Origin of the sequence: Hoeflea sp. CAU 1731 (assembly GCF_039888615.1) — a bacterium.
Classification (GTDB): Bacteria; Pseudomonadota; Alphaproteobacteria; order Rhizobiales; family Rhizobiaceae; genus Flavimaribacter.
Genome location: NZ_JBDQQS010000019.1, coordinates 1 through 21,368, shown reverse-complemented (window position 1 = coordinate 21,368; position 21,368 = coordinate 1). Strand labels below are relative to the sequence as shown.

The following is a 21,368-nucleotide window of genomic DNA, read 5'->3' as shown; positions in this document are numbered from 1 at the left end:
TCCTGCGCCGACCCTTGACCTTGACCGCGCAACGGCACAATGTGCCGCCGAAAAAGGTAACGACTGTCATGCCTGCAACGCAACCCTACGCGGCCTATGTCTTCGACGCCTACGGCACCCTGTTCGACGTGCACGCCGCGGTGCGCCGACACGCATCCGATATCGGGCCGGACGGCCCGCGCCTGTCGGAAATCTGGCGCAACAAGCAGCTTGAATATTCCTGGGTGCGCTCGCTCATGGGCGCCTACCAGGATTTCTGGGCGCTGACAGAACAGGCGCTCGACTATGCGCTCGCGGCCACGCCGTCCGTCGACAAGGCGCATCGGCAAGACCTGCTCGACGCCTACTGGAAGCTCGATTGCTACGCCGAGGTGCCGCAGGTTCTCAAAGGCCTGAAGGCGCGCGGCGCAAAGCTCGCAATCCTGTCCAACGGCTCGAAGGCGATGCTTGAATCGGCGGTGAAGAACGCCCTTCTGGACGATATCCTCGACGACGTCTTCTCGGTCGAGGACGTTAAGGTCTTCAAGACAGCGCCCTCCGTCTACGAACTCGTCGCCACCGGCTATCGCCTCTATCCGGACGCGATCTCCTTCCAGTCGTCGAACCGCTGGGACATCGCCGGCGCCCGCAAGTTCGGATTCCGCACGGTCTGGATCAACCGCGCCGGCAATCCGGACGAATATCTCGACTTTACGCCGAACGCCGTGCTGCCGGACCTCACCAGACTTTAGGCGGGAATTGGCCATGGACAGATCGGACATCGAACGCGCCGTCGCCTCTCACTACGGCCGCAGCGGGCTCGCCGGCAAAATCCTCAAGACGCTTGGCCTGCAAGACGCAGCTCCCGGCTCGGTTCCGATCGAAGCGCTGTTTCCGGTCGATCAGCTCCATCATGGCGGCGTCGACCTGACCGAGAAAATGGCCAGCGCCGCCGGCGTCCGCGCCGGCATGAAGGTGCTCGACGCCGGCAGCGGAATCGGCGGCTCGGCGCGCTTTCTGGCTGGCCGTTTCGACTGCGACGTGGACGCCCTGGACTTGAGCCCGGACTATGTCCGGACGGCGGAAGAGCTCGACCGGATCGTCGGTCTGCCGCAGAAGATCCGCAATCGCGCCGGCTCGGTGCTCGATCTGCCGTTCGAAGCCAACTCGTTCGACATGGTCTGGAGCCAGAACGTTACGATGAACGTGGCCGACAAGCAGAAGATGTTCTCCGAAGCGTTTCGGGTTCTGCGGTCGAAAGGAGTCTACGTTCTCACACATATCGGGGGAAAATCGGACGGCGCGATCGACTATCCCCTTCCCTGGGCCACAACCGACGCGACCAGCTTCATCACCTCCCCGTCCGAGTTTGTCCAGACGCTGTCAGACGCCGGTTTCCAGGACGTCCAGGATCACGCGAAAGACGCGCCGCCCCCAGCCCCGCCGTCGCCGGCCGCGGAAGGCGAACCGGACGACTCGCTTGCGATGGGCGATCAGATGTCGCTGAGGCGCGCCAATTTGCGCCGCGCGGCCTCGGCCAGGCTCCTTGTCCCCATGCTGGTGACGGCCGTCAAACCCTGAGCCTCAAGCAAGGCTACCCCGGACCGGGCTAATCGAACGTCACGGAAACCTCCGGATTCCCCGTCAGCCCCTCATAGGTCACGGTCGCCGTCAATCCGGCCTTCGGAACCAGCAGCGGACCGATGGAGCCGACGCTGATCAGGTCTCCCTTCTCGAAGATCGCCCCGCTCTTGCGCAGCCAGAGCACGGCGTTGAGCGGATGGCCGAGCACCGCGGCGCCCGGCGCCCGCGACAGCTCCTCTCCATCCTGATTTTCGACCGACACCGTCATGTCGGCAAGCGATGCAAAGAATTCCTGCGTTTGCTCGACATCGATCGGATCGCCCAGCACGCCCAGACGCGCGCCGACATTGATCGCGGTGATCACCGCGCCGTTCAGCGATTTCGGATTGTCGACCACGAGGTCCGGCAGTTCGATGAAGGGATAGACAGCGGCGAGATGCTTCATCACATCTTCGGGGGTTGCGGCCTTGTTGATCTCGTCATCGGCGACCGAGACGATCAGATCGGCCTCGAAACGCGGCAGCGCGCCGAAATCGGCGGACACAGTCACGCCGTTTTCCAGCATCATGTCCTTCATAAGCGTGCCGCGCACCGGCTCGTCGACATTGAACGCCTCCTGCGCCGGCTTGCTCGTCAGGCCAGCCTTGTAACCAACCGGTTTGCCCCAGCTTTCCGATAATATGGCGACCAGCTTCTCCTGGGTGCAGATCGCGTCATTGACAGTGGCGACGTCCGGCGCCGGCGCCGGTTCTTTCGCCAGAATTTTTGCCGCGAGCGCTTCAACAGCCTCATCCGTCGCGCAGGCCGCATACGCCTGGGGCGACGCAAGCGCCGCAACGATCACCGCAGCGCTGAACCACATCCGTCTCGTGTTCCTCACCATGCTCTTTTTCCTCCTCAGGCGCTGGAAAATTTCCGCTCAACCACGCCTGGCTGCAATCGCCCGTTTTGGCGCAATCGCACGCCAGCGCCGCTCGATCAGACCGGCGATATCATCGACGCCGGCGTTGTCGAGACGCGCCAGCACAATAGCATAATCCTGGTAATGCGGTTCCCAAAAGAAGATGTCGGGCGCAGATTCCGACAGCATCTCACGCTCTTCCGAGTGAACGCCCGGCAGCACGATGCTGTTGTCCTTCCAGCGCAGCCGCGCCAGCATTTTTTTGCCGACTTTCAAAGACAGCTCGCCGTAGGAGGTCGATTGCACGACCTCGGGAAGCGTCAAAGCAAATGCGACGACGTCGTCCCAGGTCATCGACGTTCCCTTCCCTGCGGGCTCTACCGGCCCTTCTTCAAACTCCCGAGAATGCCGCGCGCCAGAGCCCGGCCGAGGCTTGTGGCCGCCGACCGCGCCACCGACTTGATAATGGCTTCGGTCGTCGACTGGCGCTGGTAGCGTGAACGTGTCGAACGGCTGCGCGTCGAGGTCTGCTTGCGGCCGCGATCGTCGTAATCGTCCTCGTCGCCGAAGCCAGGCAGCGTCCAGCGCCGGCTTTCCTCTATTCTGCGGCTCTCTTCCTCCTCGCGGCGGCGCTGCTCGTCTTCCTTGCGGGCCGCGCTTTCGGCGCGTTTCGCAAGGATCTCGAAGGCCGAATCCCGGTCGACGTCCTTGTCGTACTGGCCGGCGACGGGGCTCACGGCCATCACGTCGCGGCGTTCGGCCTCGGTGATCGGTCCGAGCCTGGAGGACGGCGGCCGGATCAGCGTGCGCTCGACCATGGAGGGAATACCCTTCTCGGCGAGCGTCGAGACCAGCGCCTCGCCGACGCCAAGCTGCGTGATCGCCTCGAAGCAGTCGAAGTCCGGATTGGGTCGGAAGGTTTCGGCCGCCACCTTCACGGCCTTCTGCTCGCGCGGCGTATAGGCGCGCAGCGCGTGCTGAATGCGATTGCCAAGCTGGGAAAGCACGGTTTCCGGCACGTCCAGCGGGTTTTGCGTCACGAAATAAACACCCACGCCCTTGGAACGGATCAACCGCACCACCTGTTCAACACGATTGACCAGCACTTTCGGCGCCTCGTCGAAGAGCAGATGCGCCTCGTCGAAGAAGAAGACCAGCCGGGGCTTGTCCGGATCGCCCACCTCGGGCAGTTCCTCGAACAGTTCCGACAGCAGCCAGAGCAGGAAGGTCGCGTAGAGGCGAGGATTCATCATCAGCCGGTCGGCGGCCAGCACGCTTATCGCGCCGCGGCCGTCCGGAGTCGTGCGCATGATATCGCTGATCGCCAGCGCCGGTTCGCCGAAGAAATGCTCCGCCCCCTGCTGCTCCAGCACCAGCAGATCGCGCTGGATCGCGCCGATCGACTGCTTCGACACGTTGCCGAACATGCCGCTGAGCTCGGAGGCGTTCTCCGACATGTAGGTGAGCAGCGCCTGCAGGTCCTTCAGGTCGAGCAGCGCCATGCCGTTCTCGTCGGCGATCTTGAAGGCGATGTTGAGCACGCCCTCCTGCGCGTCGGTCGAATCCATCAGCCGCGCAAGCAGCAGCGGCCCCATTTCGGCGAGCGTCGTGCGGACGCGATGGCCCTTTTCGCCGAACAGGTCCCAGAAGATCACCGGGAACTCCTGGAACTCGTAAGGGTCGAGACCGATCGTCTCGGCGCGTTTAGCCAGGAAATCCTTCGGCTCGCCCGCGGCCGCGATGCCCGACAGGTCGCCCTTCACGTCGGCGCAAAACACCGGCACCCCGGCGCTTGAAAAGCTTTCGGCCAGGATCTGCAGCGTCACCGTCTTGCCGGTTCCGGTCGCCCCGGTCACCAGCCCGTGCCGGTTGGCGTATCCGAGATCGAGATACTCGCCCTTGTTGATGGAATCGTCCGGCTTTCTGCTCGTGCCGATGAAAAGCTTTCCGTCCTGAAGCATTGCGCGCTCGCACCCCCGTATTGTTCGTCCGTTTTCTTATAGGGATACTGGCGGCGCGGAACAATCGCGGAGTGGACGCATGGACGGCGACTGTATGGCTTCTATGTCACAGCCTGTTCCGGACAACAGCGAGACAGCTTGATGTCGGACAGAGCGGACAGGCCCGCGATGCTTGCGACTACTGAAAGAAAGACATACAGACCGATTGGCCCGAAATGCACAATCGAAATGCCGGCAAGCACAGGACCGGCGAACGCGCCGAAATTGTATGCGATAAGCCCGGCGCTTGTCGCCTGAATTGTCCGGGCTTCATCGGACACGTCCACGATGCGGCTTAGGCCGAACGCATACATTGGAACCATCGCCCCTCCAACAGTCGCGCCGCCGACGCACACAAGCCACATTGGAGGCGCATCCACCGCTATCAATGCAGAGCAGGCAGCCAACGCGGCAAGGGCGCAACACAAGGCCACCGGCATCCGCGTGAAGCGATCAGCAAGCGCGCCGAGTGGAATTTCGCTGACCGCAGGCGCGATGAGGACGAAACTGACGAAAAATGCGACAGCGTCCAGAGGCAACCCGATCCCGGTCGCGTAGATCGCACTCAACCCGTAGAAGCTGGCGTTTGCAATCCCGCCGCACGCCGCAACCAGGATTGCCGCCGGAAAACACCGGGTGATCTCGAAAAGACCGCTGAATCGATAGATTGTCCGCCGGCCGCCCGCCGGTTCTGTGGTCAACAGGGCAGGCGCCACTGATGCGACATAGGCCAGCGCAATGATGACAAGGCTTGCATTGGTCGAAGCCAAAACCAGGAGGAACGGGCCAAGAGCCGTCGCCGCCAACCTGACCGTCTCATAGACGGCGAACAGCTTTCCACGTGAACGCCGGTCGGCGAGCGCCTGAAACCAGCCATCGACAACCACGTAATACGCGCCGAGAGAGAAGCCCCCGACAAATCGGAGCACCAACCAGAAAAACTGGTTATCGGTTAAAGTCAGCGCATAGGTGGCGACCGCCGCAAGAAAAGCGCTTGCCGCAAAGCCCGCGCGAAAACCGACCCTGCTGAGCACTTTGCCGAAGGTCAGCGCCGCAATGAGTGACCCGCTATAGTAAAGGGTTGTGATCAGGCCAACAAAGGCGGCTTCGCTTCCCATGTCCTGCAGGCGAAGCGCGATGATCGGAAACAGAGCGCCAGTCGCCAGCCCGAACATCGGCACGGCGCACAGAAGCGACTTCGATTGGCCAAGCGCAATTCCAAAACTCACGGTGCGTACTCCCTGCTGCGGCGTCCGTTTCTATTTCTTTCGCGTAACGGCAGCACGACACCCGCCAGCAATGTTGTTATCTGAGGCGGACATTCGAATTCTTGTGACCTGCTTCTGCTCCGTCTGAATAGCGACTATCCCTGGTTCCAGGAATGCAGTTCCCAAGCAAGGCATGGTTCAACCAGACGGGAGCCCTTGCCCATGTCCTCTACAGCGCCAGTGACGGTACCTTTCAATTCCGGCGCGCCAGTGTCGGGTTCGATTGACGACGGCGCGATCGAAAGACTGGAAGAACCGTTTTCTTTGAAAATCCACCGTGTCTGCAGGAATTGTGGGGCGGAGCTGGTGCTTCGTCCGATTTCTCATGCCGATACGGTCTTTCACACTCTCATTGCGGAACCGGCGCGCATCTCCGGAGTTCACCAAGGCCCGAGATCGCGGCTTGAATTCTGCTATCGCCCGGCTTTGTCCACGATTACAAACACAGGTTCGAATGAATGTACGGCAATGACGCAGCCCTGAAATTGACTGACGCATGGAGCCGCCTGACCACTGCTTATATGAGCTTGGCGCTCGCTTCTCAGGAAGTCGTCTGGCGAAGAAGCATCAAACTGGCGAACGGCTCACTGACGCCGGTGGAATTTACCAGAATGTTCTTTGAAAAACCCTCGGCGTTCGCAAAGGCGGCGGAGCGGGTGGCGACAGCCGCTGCAGCCCGAAAAGGCCCTGTGTATGTCGCGGAGGCGCTGGTCGGGCCAATCGGCGCCGAGGCAAAAAGGAACGCAAGACGGCTCAGGCGCAACTAACCGGGGTGTCAAATCCGCGTCTGCCCCACCAGCGCATGTGGCGACTGGCGCCTCGGCAACTTATTTTTTTCCGCTCGAAGGCGTTCATTCAGGAAATCAACCTCGGAACGGCTACCGCAAGAACCTCAGTATCCGGAACAGATTGAGGATCTGCATCAAGGATGCGGCGACGTAAGTAAAGGCCGCCGCTTTCAGCACCGACCGCGCCGCCGGTATGTCATGCTTGCCCAGATAGCCGCCCTGTTCGAGGATCGGCAGGGCGCGTTTGAAGCTGGCGTCGAGTTCGACAGGCAGCGTCACCAGGTGCGCCAACACCCTGACCAGCCCCATCAGGACAACCGCGGCCGCGCCAAACAACAGGAGCCGGGGCGTGGCGACAGCGCTGCCCAGCACGGAAAGCGCCACCATGCCCAGCGAACCGAGCTGATCCGTGAACGCTGCAGTCCTGACGGTGGATTCGCGCCATTTCAGCGGACCATATCCGTCGCGATCCTGAATGGCGTGGCCAACCTCGTGCGCCGCGACAGCCACCGCCGTGATGGAGCGCCCGTCGAAATTCTGCTGCGTCAGCCGAACCGTTTTCGCAGCCGGATCGTAGTGATCCCCGGCGTCCGTGTATTCGACCGGGACCTCCTTGAGATCGTGAAAATCGAGCAGATGCCGGGCAAGCTCCCCGCCGGTTCCCGGGAAATCGTCGCGATCGCCACGGTGCCGGGCCATCACGACGTGAACCCACAAAACCGGCCCGAAAATCAGCAACAGGATTGCGGCGACGCCGATCAGAATCATGCTGTGCTCTCTCCCGGTTGATCTTCCTGCAATATATAGGTCCTTTTTTCGCCGAATCAGCCTCCGCCTTCGTGAAACAACCCATTGTCACGTCTGGCAAAGTTCGGCTTCAGAGATAGCCGTTCCGTCCATGCAGCATTTTTGATCCAATCCGCCATCTATTCCGGCGCGTCGAATGACGCAGCAAGCCCAAAGCGGGCACATCGGACGTTTTGTGACATGAGCTGCTTCTGGAATCCATGATAGTGGGACAATCATGCATGCATATTCGAGCAGGGATCGAAAATTCCTGCAGATTGAAAGATTGCAATTTCAATGATGATTAAAAAATCCACGGTTACGATCCGGCTTCGAAGCAAAATTTCTTAAATATTACAATCAGGTATAAACACATGAAAACCCTGACGAGAATAATTGTCGCATATCTTTTTTCTTCTATCATTGCAGGCGGACTATTTTTTCATTGTCTGCAAATTCATTCAAAATCCATATGAATCTGCCAATTTTCGAGCGAATTTATACGGTATTGTCGGTCAGCATAATGATCGGAGCAATTGCTGCTTTTTATGCTGCGATACCTTCATTTATAGTCATATTTGTTGCCGAGCGCAGGCGCTGGAACGGCATTGCCGAACACCTGGCCATCGGCTCCCTCATCGGCATGACTTGCGTCGGCGTCGTCTCGGGATTCGATGCGGATTTCTTCGGACGCGGGGGGCTCCTGTCCGCTTTCAGCGGATGCGTTGGCGGAGCTGTCTACTGGCTTCTGTCAGGTCGGAAGGCCGGGACTTTTCAGACATGAAAAGGTTCGCGCTAGCCTGAAAATTCGATCTGACGCGTGGAGCGTCGCATTTACCGATGCTGGTCGATCAGGATCTGGTTTCCGTCGGGATCCGTGAGCATCAGACTTGCTGGCCCTGTGGAATCTTCGTCCGCCTCGCTCGACAACGCGACGCCCTGCCGCTTCAGTTCACGCTGAATGTCACGCACATCGTCAAATGGGTCGATTTCGGCGCCGTCCTGGTCCCATCCCGGATTGAACGTGAGAATATTGCGCTCGAACATGCCTTGAAACAAACCGATGACATGTGGTCCATTCCTCAAAATCAGCCAGTTTTCCTGCTCGACGCCACCAGCGACTTCAAAGCCAAGGTTCCCATAGAATGCTTTGGATTTGGCAAGGTCTTTCACCGCAAGGCTTACCGAAAATGATCCGAGATTCATTCTTCACCACACCTTTGCCGTTAAACTTGCTCCGGACGCAGCCTATGATAAACGTCAGGCTATTACAAACGGCTGCGTTCCGCGCATGTCTCCATCCAAACCAACGACCAACCGTCTGCGTCAATATTCGCCTGTCACCCATGCGGCAATTTAGATCGTTTCGAAAAGCGCGCCTTTCATAGTACAGTGCAGCCCCGCATAAAATCCTTTTCGCGCCTACCGGCGTCACGTCGTCCAATCGAGCCCATGTCCCAATCCGCAGAATCGCAATCGCGCCGTCCCATATTACAGCCTAAAATCCTGACCACGATCAGAGAGTACAGTTGGCCGCTCTTTTGGAGCGATCTGCTCGCCGGCGCCACCGTCGCCATGGTGGCGCTGCCTCTCAGCCTCGCGATCGCGATCGCCTCCGGCGCCGATCCCGTGAAGGGTCTGGTAACGGCCGTCGTCGGCGGCTTCTTCATCTCGGCTCTCGGCGGCAGCCGCGTTCAGATCGGCGGACCGACGGGCGCCTTCATCGTCGTCGTTTTTGGCGTGATCGCCGAGCATGGCTATGACGGGCTGGTGATCGCCACCGCCATGGCCGGCGCGCTGCTGGTGATCGCGGGTTATCTGAGGATCGGCAACCTTATCGCCTTCGTCCCCGATGCGGTGGTCAACGGTTTCACCATCGGCATCGCTCTCATCATAGCGACCAGCCAGCTCCAGGATTTCTTGGGCCTTTCGGTGGAAAACGTTCCGGCTGACTTCCTGGAGAAACTTCCCGTTCTGTGGGAAGCGCGCGCCACAGTCACGCTGTCGGCGATCCTGATCGCCGTTCTCACCATGGCGCTGATCGTCATCCTCAGGAAACGCTATCCGCGGTTTCCGGGCATCCTGCTGGCCGTCGCCGTCGGTTCGGGGCTGGCGGCCGCCCTGTCGCTGCCCGTCGATACGATCGCATCGCGCTTCGGCGCATTGCCAAGCGAATTTCCGATGCCGCGCCTGCCCGACCTGTCGCCCGAAAGGCTCATCGAACTATTTCCATCAGCCGTCGTCATCGCCTTTCTCGCGGGTGTCGAGTCGCTTCTTTCAGCCATGGTCGCCGACCGCATGATTGATGGAAAGCACAGGCCAAATGCAGAAATCGTGGGCCAGGGCATCGCCAATCTCGCCTCGTCGCTTTTCGGGGGAATGCCGGCGACGGGCGCCATCGCCCGCACCGCCACCAATGTGAAGGCGGGCGGCAAGACACCGGTGGCCGGCCTTTCGCACGCTGTCATCATCCTGCTGTTTATGCTGTTTGCGGCGCCGCTTGCCGGATATCTGGCGCTGCCGGCGCTCGCCGCTCTGCTGATGCTCACAGCCTGGAACATGAGCGAACCGCACAACTGGCCGACTTACGCGAAACTGCGACTGTCGGATCGTGTTCTTCTGATCCTTACTCTGGTATTGACCGTCGTGGTCGACCTGACCGTCGCCATCGGCGTCGGCGTGTCCATCGGCCTGGCGCTCAGGCTCGCCAGACGCAGGCCACCGCAGGACTGGCACTTGCCGGACAGGTGATCAGTCGCAGGCAAACGTTGCATCAGGCGTTCCGCGTTTTTATGATCGGCCCGAGGGAGAGTCGAGACGCGCCCATTCTGGCGCGTCGGCAGTCGGTGAGGATGTATGGACTATCGGGAAATAGAAAACACCGCGTTTGCGCCAGCCGATGAGGCAACCTGGCGCAAGCTTGCCGAAAAGGCCCTGAAAGGCGCGGACTTCGAGGCCACGCTCGTCTCCCGCAGCGATGACGGCGTCGCCTATGGCCCGATCTACACGCAATCCGCCTCGCCGGCGTTCCTGCATCGGATCGACGCCGACAATCCCTGGTCGGTCTGCCAGCGCGTCGACGATCCGGACGCCGCGCGCGCCGCCGGCCAGCTCGCCGAAGATCTGCAAAACGGCGCCGACAGCCTGACAGTCTGCCTGGAAGGCGCCCCCTCGGCGCATGGCTTCGGCGCATCCGCCGATATTGCCGATCGACTTTCCTATCACAAGCCCCGCGCGATCTGGCTCGATCCCGGCGCCGATTTCGACGCCGCAGCGACGTTTTCCAATATCGAAGGCGCCACGCTTTGCGGAGGGCTGGATCCTTGGAGCGTCGCCGCGCGTTTCGGCGTCGATCAGGCCGATCCTTCGGCTCTCGCTCCCGCGGCCCGCAGCCTCGGCGGCGTTGCGCTGAAAGCGGACGGCCGCGTCGTGCACAACGCCGGCGGCGCGGAAGGCCAGGAACTCGCCTTCATTCTCGCGAGCATGGCCGAAAATCTCCGCCTGCTCGAAAAGGCCGACGTCGCCCCGAAAGACGTCTTCGCCATGACCGCGCTCTACGCATCGGTAGATCAGGACCAGTTCCTGTCGACCGCCAAGCTGCGGGCGCTGCGCCAGCTCGCCGCCGCCATGCAGAAGGCCTGCGCCGTCGCGCCGGTCTCCATGCCGATCCATGCGGAAACCTCGTTGCGCATGCTCACCCGCCAGGACGCCGAAACGGGCATCCTTCGCAACACGATCGCGGCCTTCGCAGCCGGCATCGGCGGCGCCGACGCGGTCACCGTCCTGCCGCACAGCTGGTCGGCCGGCCTGCCGGACGCGGCCGCGCGACGGCTTGCCCGCAACACCCAGACAGTGCTGATCGAGGAAAGCCGCCTCGACCACGTGCTGGACCCGATGGCGGGCGCCGGCGGCGTCGAATATCTGACCGCCGAACTCGCCGCACTCGCCTGGCGCCTGTTTCAGGAGATCGAGGCCGAAGGCGGCCTGCTGGCGAGCCTGACGAGCGGCGCCTTCCAGAGCCGCGTGCATGCAGCGCGCGCCGCCCGGTTCCAGCGGATCGAGAAAGGCGAGCGCCCGATCATCGGCACGACGCTCTATCCGCCGACGACGGAGCGTCCGCTCGACGTATACGAAAAGGCCCCCGCCCACGCATTGCCGGCCATGGATGCGAAGACGCTTGCGCCCGCGCCGCTTTACCTCGCCGCAGAAGGAGAAGCCGCATGAGCACGCTTCCCGAATTCAGCACTATCGACTGGGCGCCGGAAGCCGGCCAGCCCGCGCCCGCCGGCAACGGCGCCAAGTGGGAGACGCCGGAAGGCATCGACGTCAAGCAGCATTACACAGCCAGTGACCTCTCAGGCCTCAGGCACCTCGACACCTGGCCGGGTCTCGCGCCCTATATCCGCGGCCCCTATCCGACCATGTACGTCCAGAAACCCTGGACGATCCGCCAATATGCAGGCTTTTCGACAGCCGAGGAATCCAACGCCTTCTACCGCCGCAATCTTGCGGCCGGCCAGAAGGGCCTCTCCGTCGCCTTCGACCTCGCCACCCATCGCGGCTACGATTCCGATCATCCGCGCGTCGCCGGCGACGTCGGCATGGCGGGCGTGGCGATCGACTCCATCCTCGACATGCGCCAGCTGTTCGACGGCATTCCGCTCGACGAGATGAGCGTGTCGATGACCATGAACGGCGCCGTTTTGCCGGTGCTTGCGCTCTATATCGTGGCGGCCGAGGAACAGGGCGTTCCCCAGGAAAAGCTGTCCGGGACCATCCAGAACGACATCCTCAAGGAGTTCATGGTCCGCAATACCTATATCTATCCGCCGCGCCCCTCGATGCGCATCATTTCGGACATCTTCGCCTACACGTCGAAGCATATGCCGAAATACAATTCGATCTCGATTTCCGGCTATCATATCCAGGAAGCCGGCGCGACGGCCGATCTGGAGCTCGCCTACACCATCGCCGACGGTATCGAATACGCCCGCGCGGGCGTCGCCGCCGGCCTCGACATCGACACCTTCGCGCCGCGGCTTTCCTTCTTCTGGGCCAACGGCATGAACTTCTTCATGGAAGTCGCCAAGATGCGTGCCGGCCGGTTGATCTGGGCGGCGCTCATGAAGAAGAACTTCGATCCGAAGGACGTCCGCTCGCTGTCGCTGCGCACCCATTGCCAGACGTCCGGCTGGTCGCTGACGGCGCAGGATCCGATGAACAACGTCATGCGCACCATGATCGAGGCGATGGCGGCGACGCAGGGCCACACCCAGTCGCTCCACACCAACGCCTTCGACGAGGCGCTGGCGCTGCCGACGGACCATTCCGCCCGCATCGCCCGCAACACCCAGCTTGTCCTGCAGCACGAATCCGGGACCACCCGCATCATCGACCCCTGGGGCGGATCGCACTATGTCGAGCGCCTGACCCATGATCTGGCGGCGCGCGCGCTGTCCCACATCGAGGAAGTAGAAGCGCTCGGCGGCATGGCCCGCGCCATCGAGGAAGGCATTCCGAAGCTGCGCATCGAGGAAGCCGCCGCCCGCACCCAGGCGCGCATTGACAGCGGCCAGCAGACCGTCGTCGGCGTCAACCGGTTCCGTCCGGAGGAAGACGGCGAGGTCGACGTGCTCAAGGTCGACAACGCCCAGGTGCGCGCAAGGCAGCTCTCCAAGCTGCAGGAGCTGAAAGGCACGCGCGACGTCGGAGCCGTGGAATCCGCGCTCGCCAGCCTGACGAAGGCCGCCGAAAGCGGCGAAGGCAACTTGCTCGCCTTCGCGATCGAAGCCGCCCGCCACAAGGCGACCGTCGGCGAGATCTCGCTGGCCCTGGAAAAATCCTATGGCCGCCACACCGCCGATATCCGCACGATTTCCGGCGTCTACCGCACCGAGATCGGCAATTCCGACGCCGCCTTCAACCGCGCCGTCGCCAAGGTCGAGCACTTTACCAAAATTCGCGGCCGCAAGCCGCGCATTCTCGTCGCCAAGATGGGCCAGGACGGCCATGACCGCGGCCAGAAGGTCATCGCCACCGCATTCGCAGATCTCGGCTTCGACGTCATCGTCGGCGCCATGTTCCAGACGCCGGAAGAGGTCGCCAGACTGGCGGTCGACGAGGACGCGGACATCGTCGGCGCCTCCTCTCTCGCCGCCGGCCACCTGACCCTGGTTCCGGAACTACGCGAAGCGCTGGACCGCGGCGGCGTCAAAACGCTGATTGCAGTCGGCGGCGTCATCCCGCCGCAGGATTTCGACGCCCTGCGCCGCGCGGGCGCCGACGCCATCTTCCCGCCCGGCACGGTGATCGCCGAAGCAGCGGTAGAACTGATCGACAGCCTGGAGGCCGAAGACAAGGCGGCGTAATCCGATTACGGCGCGCCAAAGACCCAAGGAAATTCAGCAAAGCATCTGTCACCGCGCAGACGCGCGGTGGCTGGATGCCGGCTCGTTGGCCGGCATGAGGGAGGTATAAAAGGTCGACAAAAAAGCAACATCTGCACAATGCACTGCATTGGAGATGCGCCTCACCACCTCCCCCCCCTCTCCTCATCCCGGGCTTTGACCCGGGATCCAGCAGCCCCGCGTCGGCGGCGCGAAATATGGATGACGCGGCAAAACAGCCAGTACGGATAATTGCGACGGGAACCGTTTCCTGTAAGGTCCCGCCATGATTGATTCCGCCGCCGCCCCTGCAAGCAGACGCACGCCGGTCATCGCCGGCGCCGTCGGAAGCATCGTGGAATGGTACGATTTCGCCATTTACGGTTTCTTCGCGGCGTCGATCGGCAAGCTGTTCTTCCCGTCCGATGTTCCGCTCGCCTCGCTTCTCAGCGCTTTTGCCGTGTTTGCCGTCGGATACGCGGCGCGCCCGGTCGGCAGCCTGCTCTTTGGCTATCTCGGCGACAGGATCGGCCGGCGCCGGGCGCTGATGATTTCGATCGTCGCCATGGGCGCGAGCACCACCGCCGTCGCTGTGGTGCCGACCTACGCCCAGATCGGCGTCGCGGCGCCTGTGATCCTGATTGCACTCAGAATTTTGCAGGGACTGTCGGTTGGCGGCGAATTTACCGGCGCCAGCGTCTATGTCGCCGAGCACGCTCCGCCGGAGCGTCGCGGCTTCCTTGCCTCCTTCGTCGAATTCGGCGTTGTCGGCGGTTTCATGCTGGGTTCGGCCGTCGGCGCCATGACCGCCGCGGTTCTGGGCGAAGCCGGCGTTTCCACCTGGGGATGGCGCATTCCGTTCCTCTTCGGCGGCGTGCTCACACTGATCGTGCTGGCGCTGCGGCGGAACATGCCGGAAAGTTTCGCCGGCTCGACCGCCGAGGAACTCTCCGTCTCGCCGCTCATCGAGGTTTTCCGCAATCACTGGCGTGAGATGCTGCACATCACGGCGCTCGTCGCCTATAGCGGGCCGATGTTCTATATCGTGTGGGTCTATGCCGCATCCTATCTCGAGCAGACGCTGCATTTCTCCACCGTCGTGACACTGGACATCTATCTCGTCTCGCTGGCGATGATCGGCGTGACGGTGCCGATCTCCGGCCATCTGAGCGACCGGTACGGTCGTCGACCCTTCTTCCTGGCCGTCGGAATCGCCGGCCTCGTGCTGACATGGCCACTGTTCTATTTGCTCCACCAGCCCTCGGTGACCCAGGTGCTCGTCGCCCAGTTGGGTTTCGCGATCCTGTTCGGCACCATTTACGGAATGGTGCCCGCGACCATTGCCGAACTCCTGCCGACCCGGGTCCGCTGCTCCGGCGCCGCGATCGGCTACAATGCCTGCCTTGGCCTCATTGCCGGAACCGCGCCGCTACTTTCGACCTGGCTGGTCGCGAGCACCGGCGATGTCCTTGCGCCGGCCTGGTATCTGATCTTTCTTGCCGGCGTCCATCTGATCGGCTGGGCGTTCCTGAAGGAAAAGGCCGGCCAGCCGCTGTCCTGACGGCAGCGCCGGACCAGGCCGGGTTTGACCTGAGGCAGCGGGACATTTTCGGTATTTTCGGCGGGCCTGATCCGGTTACAGCCCATCTACAGCCCAAGGAAATTCAGCAAAGCATCTCTCACCGCGCAGACGCGCGGTGGCTGGATGCCGGCTCGTTGGCCGGCATGAGGGAGGTATAAAAGGTCGAGATAAGACAGCGACGGCACAATGCGCTGCCTTGGAGATGCGCCACCGCCTCCCCCCAGTTCCTCATCCCGGGCTCCGACCCGGGATCCAGCAGCGCCGCGTCGGCGGCGCGAGAAATGGGCGGAGTTGAAAATGAATCCAGAGAACATGCTTCGGCGAACCCTTTGAAGCCTGTCCGGCAAGATGACAAACCTCTGCCGTGAAGAACCGCGTAGCCGCCGGCAGATTTCCATTTCGTCCATCTCCGAATCAACGCCAAATAACTATATGATTTCATTTTTCTTTTCTCGCCGTTTCGGCGAGTTTTGAACTTTCCAAAGAGACAAGGCCAATCGTCCCGGGCGTCAGGAAACGGGCAACCGATAGCCGCGCCCGTACACCTCTCATCTCATCCCGGCGTTGTTCACGATCCGGTTCATACACACCCTCCAAAGCACAGCAGGCTTGACAAGCCGGTTTCTTGTGCAAGTCTTGCGCTACCTTCGATGGCGGCTTCGGCTTCGGTCGGGAGCGACGGCCTGATGAAGGTTCTTTGGGAGGAGAGACTCTTTGGGAGGAGAGACTTATGCGAACTTCGCTTAAACTCGGCGCCGCCACTGCGCTGACGCTGTTGATTACTGCATCCGCAGCCTATGCGGAAAACGTCAAGATCGCCTATATAGATCCGCTTTCCGGACCGTTCGCGGCAACCGGAACCAATGGCCTGCATCAATACGAATTCGCCGCCGAGAAACTTGTCAACGAAGAGGGCGGAGTACTCGGAGGAATGAACTTCGAGATCGTCGCCTTCGACAACAAGATCAGTCCGAAGGAGTCGCTGATTCAACTGCAGGTCGCCATCGACCAGGGCATCCGCTACATCGTCCAGGGCAATTCGTCCGGCGTCGCCAACGCGCTGACCGACGCCATCGACAAGCACAACAAACGCAATCCGGACAACCGGGTGCTTTTTCTGAATTACTCGGCCGTCGATCCGGCGCTGACCAATGACAAGTGCAATTTCTGGCACTTCCGTTTCGACGCCCACGCCGACATCAAGATGGATGCGCTGACCGATGTGATCGCGGAAAACGAGGACATCAAGAAGGTCTATATCATCGGTCAGGACTATTCGTTCGGCAAGGCGGTCGCCGCCGCCGCAGTGTCGTATATCGGTGAAAAACGCCCCGACATCGAAATCGTCGGCAACGAGTTGCATCCGATCGGCAAGGTGAAGGACTTCACCCCCTACGCCCGCAAGATCATGTCGTCGGAAGCCGACGCGGTGATCACCGGCAACTGGGGCGCCGACATGCTCGGACTCGGAAAGTCGATCATCGAAAACGGTTTCGACGGCCCGATCTACACCTACTACGCAGCAGCCGACGGCATAACCGCAGCCTTCGGTGAAAGCGGCAAGGGCACGCTCAAGCTGGTCGCCGAGGGCGGCGACAATCCGCCGGACAAGGACAAGGCGGAGGAATACATCCGCGCCTTCAAGGAGAAATATCCGGACGGAAACCTGAGCCAGTCCCGGATCACCAATGTGGTCGAGATGCTCGCACAGGCGATCAACGAGGCAGGAACGGCCGATGACGTCGTGGCCGTCGCAAACAAGCTCGAGGGCATGAAGTTCTCCGACGGTCTGTGGAGCGGCGAACTTTACATGCGTCCGCAGGATCACCAGCTGATCCAGGACGTCCATATTTACGAACACACGGACGTGGAAGCTCCCTTCGATTTTGACAATTCGGGTTTCGGCCTGAAAATCGAGGACACCATCACCAACGCGTCCGCCGACATCGATACGACCTGCGAGATGGAGCGTCCGTAGCAATTCCGGCAAAAGGTGGTTGACCGGGCAGGCCCTGCGCCGCGCCCGGCCAATCTGAAGACTTGCCGTCCGGAATCCCTTGCGAGACCGGGCGGCGTCTGAAGACCCCACCGGATGGGAGGCCTCGTGGAACTCATCTTCGTCAACCTCATCGACGGGTTGGTGACAGGGCTGCTGCTGTTCATGCTGTCGGCCGGCCTGACATTGATCTTTTCGATGATGGGCGTCCTCAACTTCGCCCATGCGAGCTTTTACATGCTGGGCGCCTATTTCGGTTACCAGATAAGCCAGTACACCGGTTTCTGGATCGGCCTGGTGCTTGCGCCCCTCATCGTCGGCGTCGCGGGCGCAGGCGTGGAGCGCTACGGCCTCAGGCGCGTTCACCAGTACGGCCATGTGCCCGAACTGATCTTTACCTTCGGGCTCGCCCTGCTGATCGAGGAGATCGTCCAGTTCATCTGGGGCAAGAACCAGATGTCTTACGGGATACCGGAGGCACTCCAATTCACGGCATTCTCGATCGCCGGCAATTCCATCCCCGCCTACAAGGTCTTCATGATCTTCATTTCCATCGCGATCTTTCTCGGCCTTTTGTATGTGCTGACGCGGACGCGGATCGGGATGATCATCCAGGCAGCGCTCAGCTATCCAAAAACCGTCGAGGCGCTCGGCCACAACGTGCCGCTGGTCTTCATGGGCGTCTTCGGCGCGGGAACCGCGCTTGCCGGCGTCGCCGGCGTGATCGCAGGTCCTGTTCTCGGCACCTTTCCCGGCATGGCGTTCGTGCTCGGATCGATCATTTTCGTGACGATCGTCATCGGCGGCCTCGGCAGCCTGTGGGGCGCGCTCATCGCATCGCTCCTGATCGGCTGGATAACCACGTTCGCGAAATCCTACAATCTCGAGATGGCCGACCTTCTCACAGCTCTCGGCTTCGAAAAGCCTGAACCGATCTGGGACAGCGCCTGGCGCGACCTTTGGACGGTGACGTCGCCGCAGATCGCCGACATCCTTCCCTATATGCTGATGGTCCTGATCCTGATTTTCAGACCGCGCGGCCTGTTCGGAAAGCGTGACGTATGACGGACGATATTACAACGGATCCTTCCCGGCCCAGCGAGCGCATGCGCGCGGGAAGCATGGTGATCGGCAAGCTGCCCTGGATCCTGGCGGCGCTGTTTCTCATCATCCTGCCGGTGATCTTTCCCGCGAACTCCGCCATCACCATCATGAACCAGATGTCGATCACGATGGTGTTTGCGCTGGCCTACAACATGCTTCTGGGGCAAGGCGGAATGCTCAGCTTCGGACATGCGGTCTATATGGGCGTCGGCGGGTTCGCATGCGTGCACCTGATGAATGTCGCGGGTTTCTTCGACTATCTGCCGCTGCCGTTCCTGCCGCTGTTCGGCGGTCTTGGCGGAATGGCGCTGGCCATCGCCGTGGGCAGCTTCTCGACCCGCCGCGCCGGCACGATCTTCGCCATGATCTCGCTCGGCATCGGCGAGCTTGTCGCGGCCTGTTCGGTGATCATCGTCGTCTTCTTCGGCGGCGAGGAAGGCGTGTCGGCGGACCGCACGGTGGGCATGCCGTTCTTCGGCGTCGAGTTTCTCTACCAGCGGGAAGTCTACTACCTGATCGCCTTCTGGCTGCTGCTCTCCGCCATCCTGATGTACCTTTTCTCGCGCACGCCGATGGGGCGCATGGCCAACGCCGTGCGCGACAATCCCGAGCGGGCAGAGTTCCTGGGCTATTCGTCGCGCTGGGTGCGCTTTTACAGCTTCGTGGTGTCCGGCTTTTTCGCCGGAGTCGCAGGCGGACTGTTCGCGATCAACTACGAGATCCTGACGGAGGAGAACCTCAATCTCACCACGTCGGGAACCATCCTGCTGGTCACCTTCCTTGGCGGCGTCGGACATTTCTTCGGACCGGTCATCGGCACCGTGGTCTTCACCCTCGTCCAGACTGTGCTCAGTCTCGAAACCGAATTGTGGGGTTTCTACGCCGGACTGCTGTTCCTGGCGACCGTGATGTTCTTCCCAGGCGGCATCGCCGGCCTGATCATGATGCACGAACCGGCGATACGGCTCGGCAGGGCAAGCCGCCTGATTGCACCCTATCTCAGATGCTTTGTCCCCGCTTTCTTTGCCGTGCTGGGTGTTGCAGCCCTCATCGAGATGGTCTTCCACGTGCGCCACGCATCCGTGGGCGACGAGGAAATGAGTCTCTACTGGATGACGTTCGACAGTCACGCCCTGGCGCCCTGGGTCGTCGTGATCGCGGTCACGGCTGTGGCGCTGGCGTTGACCAAACGGACTGCGCCGGCATTGCGGGTTGCCTGGCACGACGCCAACACACCGGAAGGAGGTGCGGCATGACGGCGCCTGCGCTCGAACTGGAAGGCGTGACGAAGAGTTTCGGCAAGATCGAAATCATTCGTGGCGTCGACCTCAGCATCGCGGAGGGCGAGCGTCACGCCATCATCGGACCGAACGGCGCCGGCAAGTCCACCCTGTTCAATCTGATCACCGGCCGCTTCGCCATCACCTCCGGCCGCATCCGGCTGCACGGCGCGGATCTGAGAGGCAAGGCGCCCTACCAGATCAATCGCATGGGTCTCAGCCGGTCGTTCCAGATCACCAACATTTTCGCGAAGATGACGGTGTTCGAGAATATCCGCTGCGCGCTCCTGTGGCCGCAGGGCTACGGATACTCGTTCTGGAACCTCGTGCACAACCAGCCTTCGCTGACCGAGGGGGCCGAGGAGATCCTCGAACAGATCAACCTGACCGGCCGTCGCGACACCATGGCCGGCCTTTTGTCCTATGCTGAACAGCGCGCGCTCGAAATCGGCATCACGATCGCCGGCGGCGCGGACGTGATCATGCTTGACGAGCCGACGGCGGGGATGAGCCATTCGGAAACCGACTACATCGTCGAACTGATCCGCAAGGTGACCGAGGGCCGCACGCTGGTCGTGGTCGAACACGACATGGGCGTCGTCTTCGGCCTGGCCGACAGGATCAGCGTGCTCGTTTACGGCGAGATCATCGCGACCGACGTTCCGGAAGAGGTCCGCGGCAGTCCGAAGGTCCAGGAAGCCTATCTCGGAACCGCCCTGGAGGCCGAACACTGATGTTGAGCGTCACAGACATGCACGCCTATTACGGCAAGTCGCACATCCTGCAGGGCATCAACATGGAGATCGCGCAAGGCGAGATCGTCGCCCTGCTCGGGCGCAACGGCGTTGGTCGCTCCACGACCTGCAAGGCGATCATGGGCGAGGTCGAGCCGCACGGCTCGGTCAGGTTCAAGGGCGTCGAGATCGCCGGCTCCAAGGCCTATGAAGTAGCGAATATGGGCATCGGCTACGTGCCGGAAAACCGGGATATCTTTCCGGGACTCACCACGCGGCAGAACCTCAGCCTGGGGCTGAAGTTTCGCCAGAAGGACGGCGCCGGACGCTGGTCCATGGAAAACCTGTTCGACATGTTCGAGAACCTGAAAACCCGGGCGGACGTCGAGGCAAGCGTGCTGTCGGGCGGCGAGCAGCAGATGCTCACGATCTGCCGCACCCTGATGGGCGATCCCGATCTGATCATGATCGACGAACCGACCGAAGGTTTGTCGCCGCAGATGGTCCAGCGCGTCGCCGAACTCATCAAGGAGATCGCACGGCGGGACGTGGCGATCCTCCTCGTCGAGCAGAAACTCGCCATCGCGCTCGACATCGCCCACCGGGTCTACGTCATGGGCCACGGCGAAGTGGTGTTCGAAGGCACCCCCGCCGACCTCCGCCAGCGCGAGGACATCCGCAACGAATGGCTCGCCGTCTGAGGCGCGTTTTCGGGAGTGTGAATTCCGACGGCGTGTGGAGCTTCAGTGTCTGCTGTGGTTCCCGGGAGGGTGATCTGGGCTGCGGGGGCAGCCGACCGCATTGAGCCGATTTTGATGAAAAAGGCTTAGTTGATTTAGCTTCTGGTGGCTTGCCGCACAGCATCGGGTTCGGTTGTCACGCTGGCTGCGGGATCAGCTTTGCGAGCTTGCGAAGATTTTGGGCTGTTGCGGCGAGGTGGAATTCGTCTTTCGCTCCGTTGGGTCCCCGAAGACGCAAGC

18 protein-coding genes are annotated in these 21,368 nt (G+C 61.6%); 12 read left to right on the top strand and 6 right to left on the bottom strand.

Annotated features, from left to right (window positions below; all coding sequences use genetic code 11):
- Positions 1 to 68 precede the first annotated feature (68 nt).
- Together AAFN47_RS23450 and AAFN47_RS23445 are read left to right on the top strand one after the other, a co-directional pair.
- The gene (locus AAFN47_RS23450) at positions 69 to 731 is read left to right on the top strand and encodes a haloacid dehalogenase type II (protein WP_499811697.1); all 663 of its coding nucleotides are present in this window, start codon (positions 69 to 71) and stop codon (positions 729 to 731) included.
- A gap of 13 nt (positions 732 to 744) precedes the next feature.
- Entirely contained in the window at positions 745 to 1,560 is an 816-nt protein-coding gene (locus AAFN47_RS23445; protein WP_499811696.1) for a class I SAM-dependent methyltransferase, read from the top strand.
- Positions 1,561 to 1,588: 28 nt separating this feature from the next.
- On the opposite strand, the gene AAFN47_RS23440 is transcribed toward AAFN47_RS23445, so the two are convergent.
- From AAFN47_RS23440 to AAFN47_RS23425, 4 genes are all read right to left on the bottom strand, one after another.
- A complete protein-coding gene (locus AAFN47_RS23440) occupies positions 1,589 to 2,446 on the bottom strand; it encodes a 2-keto-4-pentenoate hydratase (RefSeq protein WP_499811695.1) in 858 nt (285 codons plus the stop codon).
- A gap of 36 nt (positions 2,447 to 2,482) precedes the next feature.
- Positions 2,483 to 2,818, bottom strand: a complete 336-nt coding sequence (locus AAFN47_RS23435) for an MmcQ/YjbR family DNA-binding protein (protein ID WP_499811694.1) — start codon at positions 2,816 to 2,818, stop codon at positions 2,483 to 2,485.
- Positions 2,819 to 2,841: 23 nt separating this feature from the next.
- Positions 2,842 to 4,425 (bottom strand): helicase HerA-like C-terminal domain-containing protein, encoded by a 1,584-nt coding sequence (locus tag AAFN47_RS23430; RefSeq protein ID WP_499811693.1) that lies wholly within the window; start codon positions 4,423 to 4,425, stop codon positions 2,842 to 2,844.
- A gap of 101 nt (positions 4,426 to 4,526) precedes the next feature.
- A complete protein-coding gene (locus tag AAFN47_RS23425; RefSeq protein WP_499811692.1) occupies positions 4,527 to 5,693 on the bottom strand; it encodes an MFS transporter in 1,167 nt (388 codons plus the stop codon).
- A gap of 497 nt (positions 5,694 to 6,190) precedes the next feature.
- Here AAFN47_RS23425 and AAFN47_RS23420 point away from each other — a divergent pair, with 497 nt between their 5' ends.
- Positions 6,191 to 6,499, top strand: coding sequence for a hypothetical protein (locus AAFN47_RS23420; RefSeq protein ID WP_499811691.1), 309 nt, complete (start codon positions 6,191 to 6,193; stop codon positions 6,497 to 6,499).
- Between the two features lie 111 nt (positions 6,500 to 6,610).
- Here AAFN47_RS23420 and AAFN47_RS23415 read toward each other — a convergent pair whose 3' ends face one another.
- Together AAFN47_RS23415 and AAFN47_RS23410 are read right to left on the bottom strand one after the other, a co-directional pair.
- Positions 6,611 to 7,288: a zinc metallopeptidase gene (locus AAFN47_RS23415; protein ID WP_499811690.1), complete on the bottom strand. Its 678-nt coding sequence runs from the start codon at positions 7,286 to 7,288 to the stop codon at positions 6,611 to 6,613.
- Between the two features lie 852 nt (positions 7,289 to 8,140).
- The gene (locus AAFN47_RS23410; RefSeq protein ID WP_499811689.1) at positions 8,141 to 8,512 is read right to left on the bottom strand and encodes a VOC family protein; all 372 of its coding nucleotides are present in this window, start codon (positions 8,510 to 8,512) and stop codon (positions 8,141 to 8,143) included.
- Positions 8,513 to 8,758: 246 nt separating this feature from the next.
- Between AAFN47_RS23410 and AAFN47_RS23405 the strand changes: the two genes are divergently transcribed.
- The 9 genes from AAFN47_RS23405 to AAFN47_RS23365 all read left to right on the top strand — a co-directional run bounded on the left by AAFN47_RS23405 (position 8,759) and on the right by AAFN47_RS23365 (position 21,089).
- Positions 8,759 to 10,057 (top strand): SulP family inorganic anion transporter, encoded by a 1,299-nt coding sequence (locus AAFN47_RS23405; protein ID WP_499811688.1) that lies wholly within the window; start codon positions 8,759 to 8,761, stop codon positions 10,055 to 10,057.
- Positions 10,058 to 10,162: 105 nt separating this feature from the next.
- Positions 10,163 to 11,530: a methylmalonyl-CoA mutase family protein gene (locus AAFN47_RS23400; protein ID WP_499811687.1), complete on the top strand. Its 1,368-nt coding sequence runs from the start codon at positions 10,163 to 10,165 to the stop codon at positions 11,528 to 11,530.
- The gene (gene scpA / locus AAFN47_RS23395) at positions 11,527 to 13,674 is read left to right on the top strand and encodes a methylmalonyl-CoA mutase (RefSeq protein ID WP_499811686.1); all 2,148 of its coding nucleotides are present in this window, start codon (positions 11,527 to 11,529) and stop codon (positions 13,672 to 13,674) included. The genes AAFN47_RS23400 and scpA overlap by 4 nt, the downstream gene beginning before the upstream one ends.
- A 304-nt stretch (positions 13,675 to 13,978) precedes the next feature.
- On the top strand, positions 13,979 to 15,253 hold the full coding sequence (locus tag AAFN47_RS23390; RefSeq protein ID WP_499811685.1) for an MFS transporter: 1,275 nt from the start codon (positions 13,979 to 13,981) through the stop codon (positions 15,251 to 15,253).
- Positions 15,254 to 16,004: 751 nt separating this feature from the next.
- Positions 16,005 to 17,252: a branched-chain amino acid ABC transporter substrate-binding protein gene (locus tag AAFN47_RS23385; RefSeq protein ID WP_499811684.1), complete on the top strand. Its 1,248-nt coding sequence runs from the start codon at positions 16,005 to 16,007 to the stop codon at positions 17,250 to 17,252.
- Positions 17,253 to 17,366: 114 nt separating this feature from the next.
- Positions 17,367 to 18,335 (top strand): branched-chain amino acid ABC transporter permease, encoded by a 969-nt coding sequence (locus tag AAFN47_RS23380; protein WP_499811683.1) that lies wholly within the window; start codon positions 17,367 to 17,369, stop codon positions 18,333 to 18,335.
- Entirely contained in the window at positions 18,332 to 19,630 is a 1,299-nt protein-coding gene (locus AAFN47_RS23375) for a branched-chain amino acid ABC transporter permease (RefSeq protein WP_499811682.1), read from the top strand. Before AAFN47_RS23380 ends, AAFN47_RS23375 begins: the two co-directional genes overlap by 4 nt.
- Positions 19,627 to 20,388: an ABC transporter ATP-binding protein gene (locus tag AAFN47_RS23370; protein WP_499811681.1), complete on the top strand. Its 762-nt coding sequence runs from the start codon at positions 19,627 to 19,629 to the stop codon at positions 20,386 to 20,388. The genes AAFN47_RS23375 and AAFN47_RS23370 overlap by 4 nt, the downstream gene beginning before the upstream one ends.
- Positions 20,388 to 21,089, top strand: a complete 702-nt coding sequence (locus tag AAFN47_RS23365; protein WP_499811680.1) for an ABC transporter ATP-binding protein — start codon at positions 20,388 to 20,390, stop codon at positions 21,087 to 21,089. Before AAFN47_RS23370 ends, AAFN47_RS23365 begins: the two co-directional genes overlap by 1 nt.
- Positions 21,090 to 21,368 lie beyond the last annotated feature (279 nt).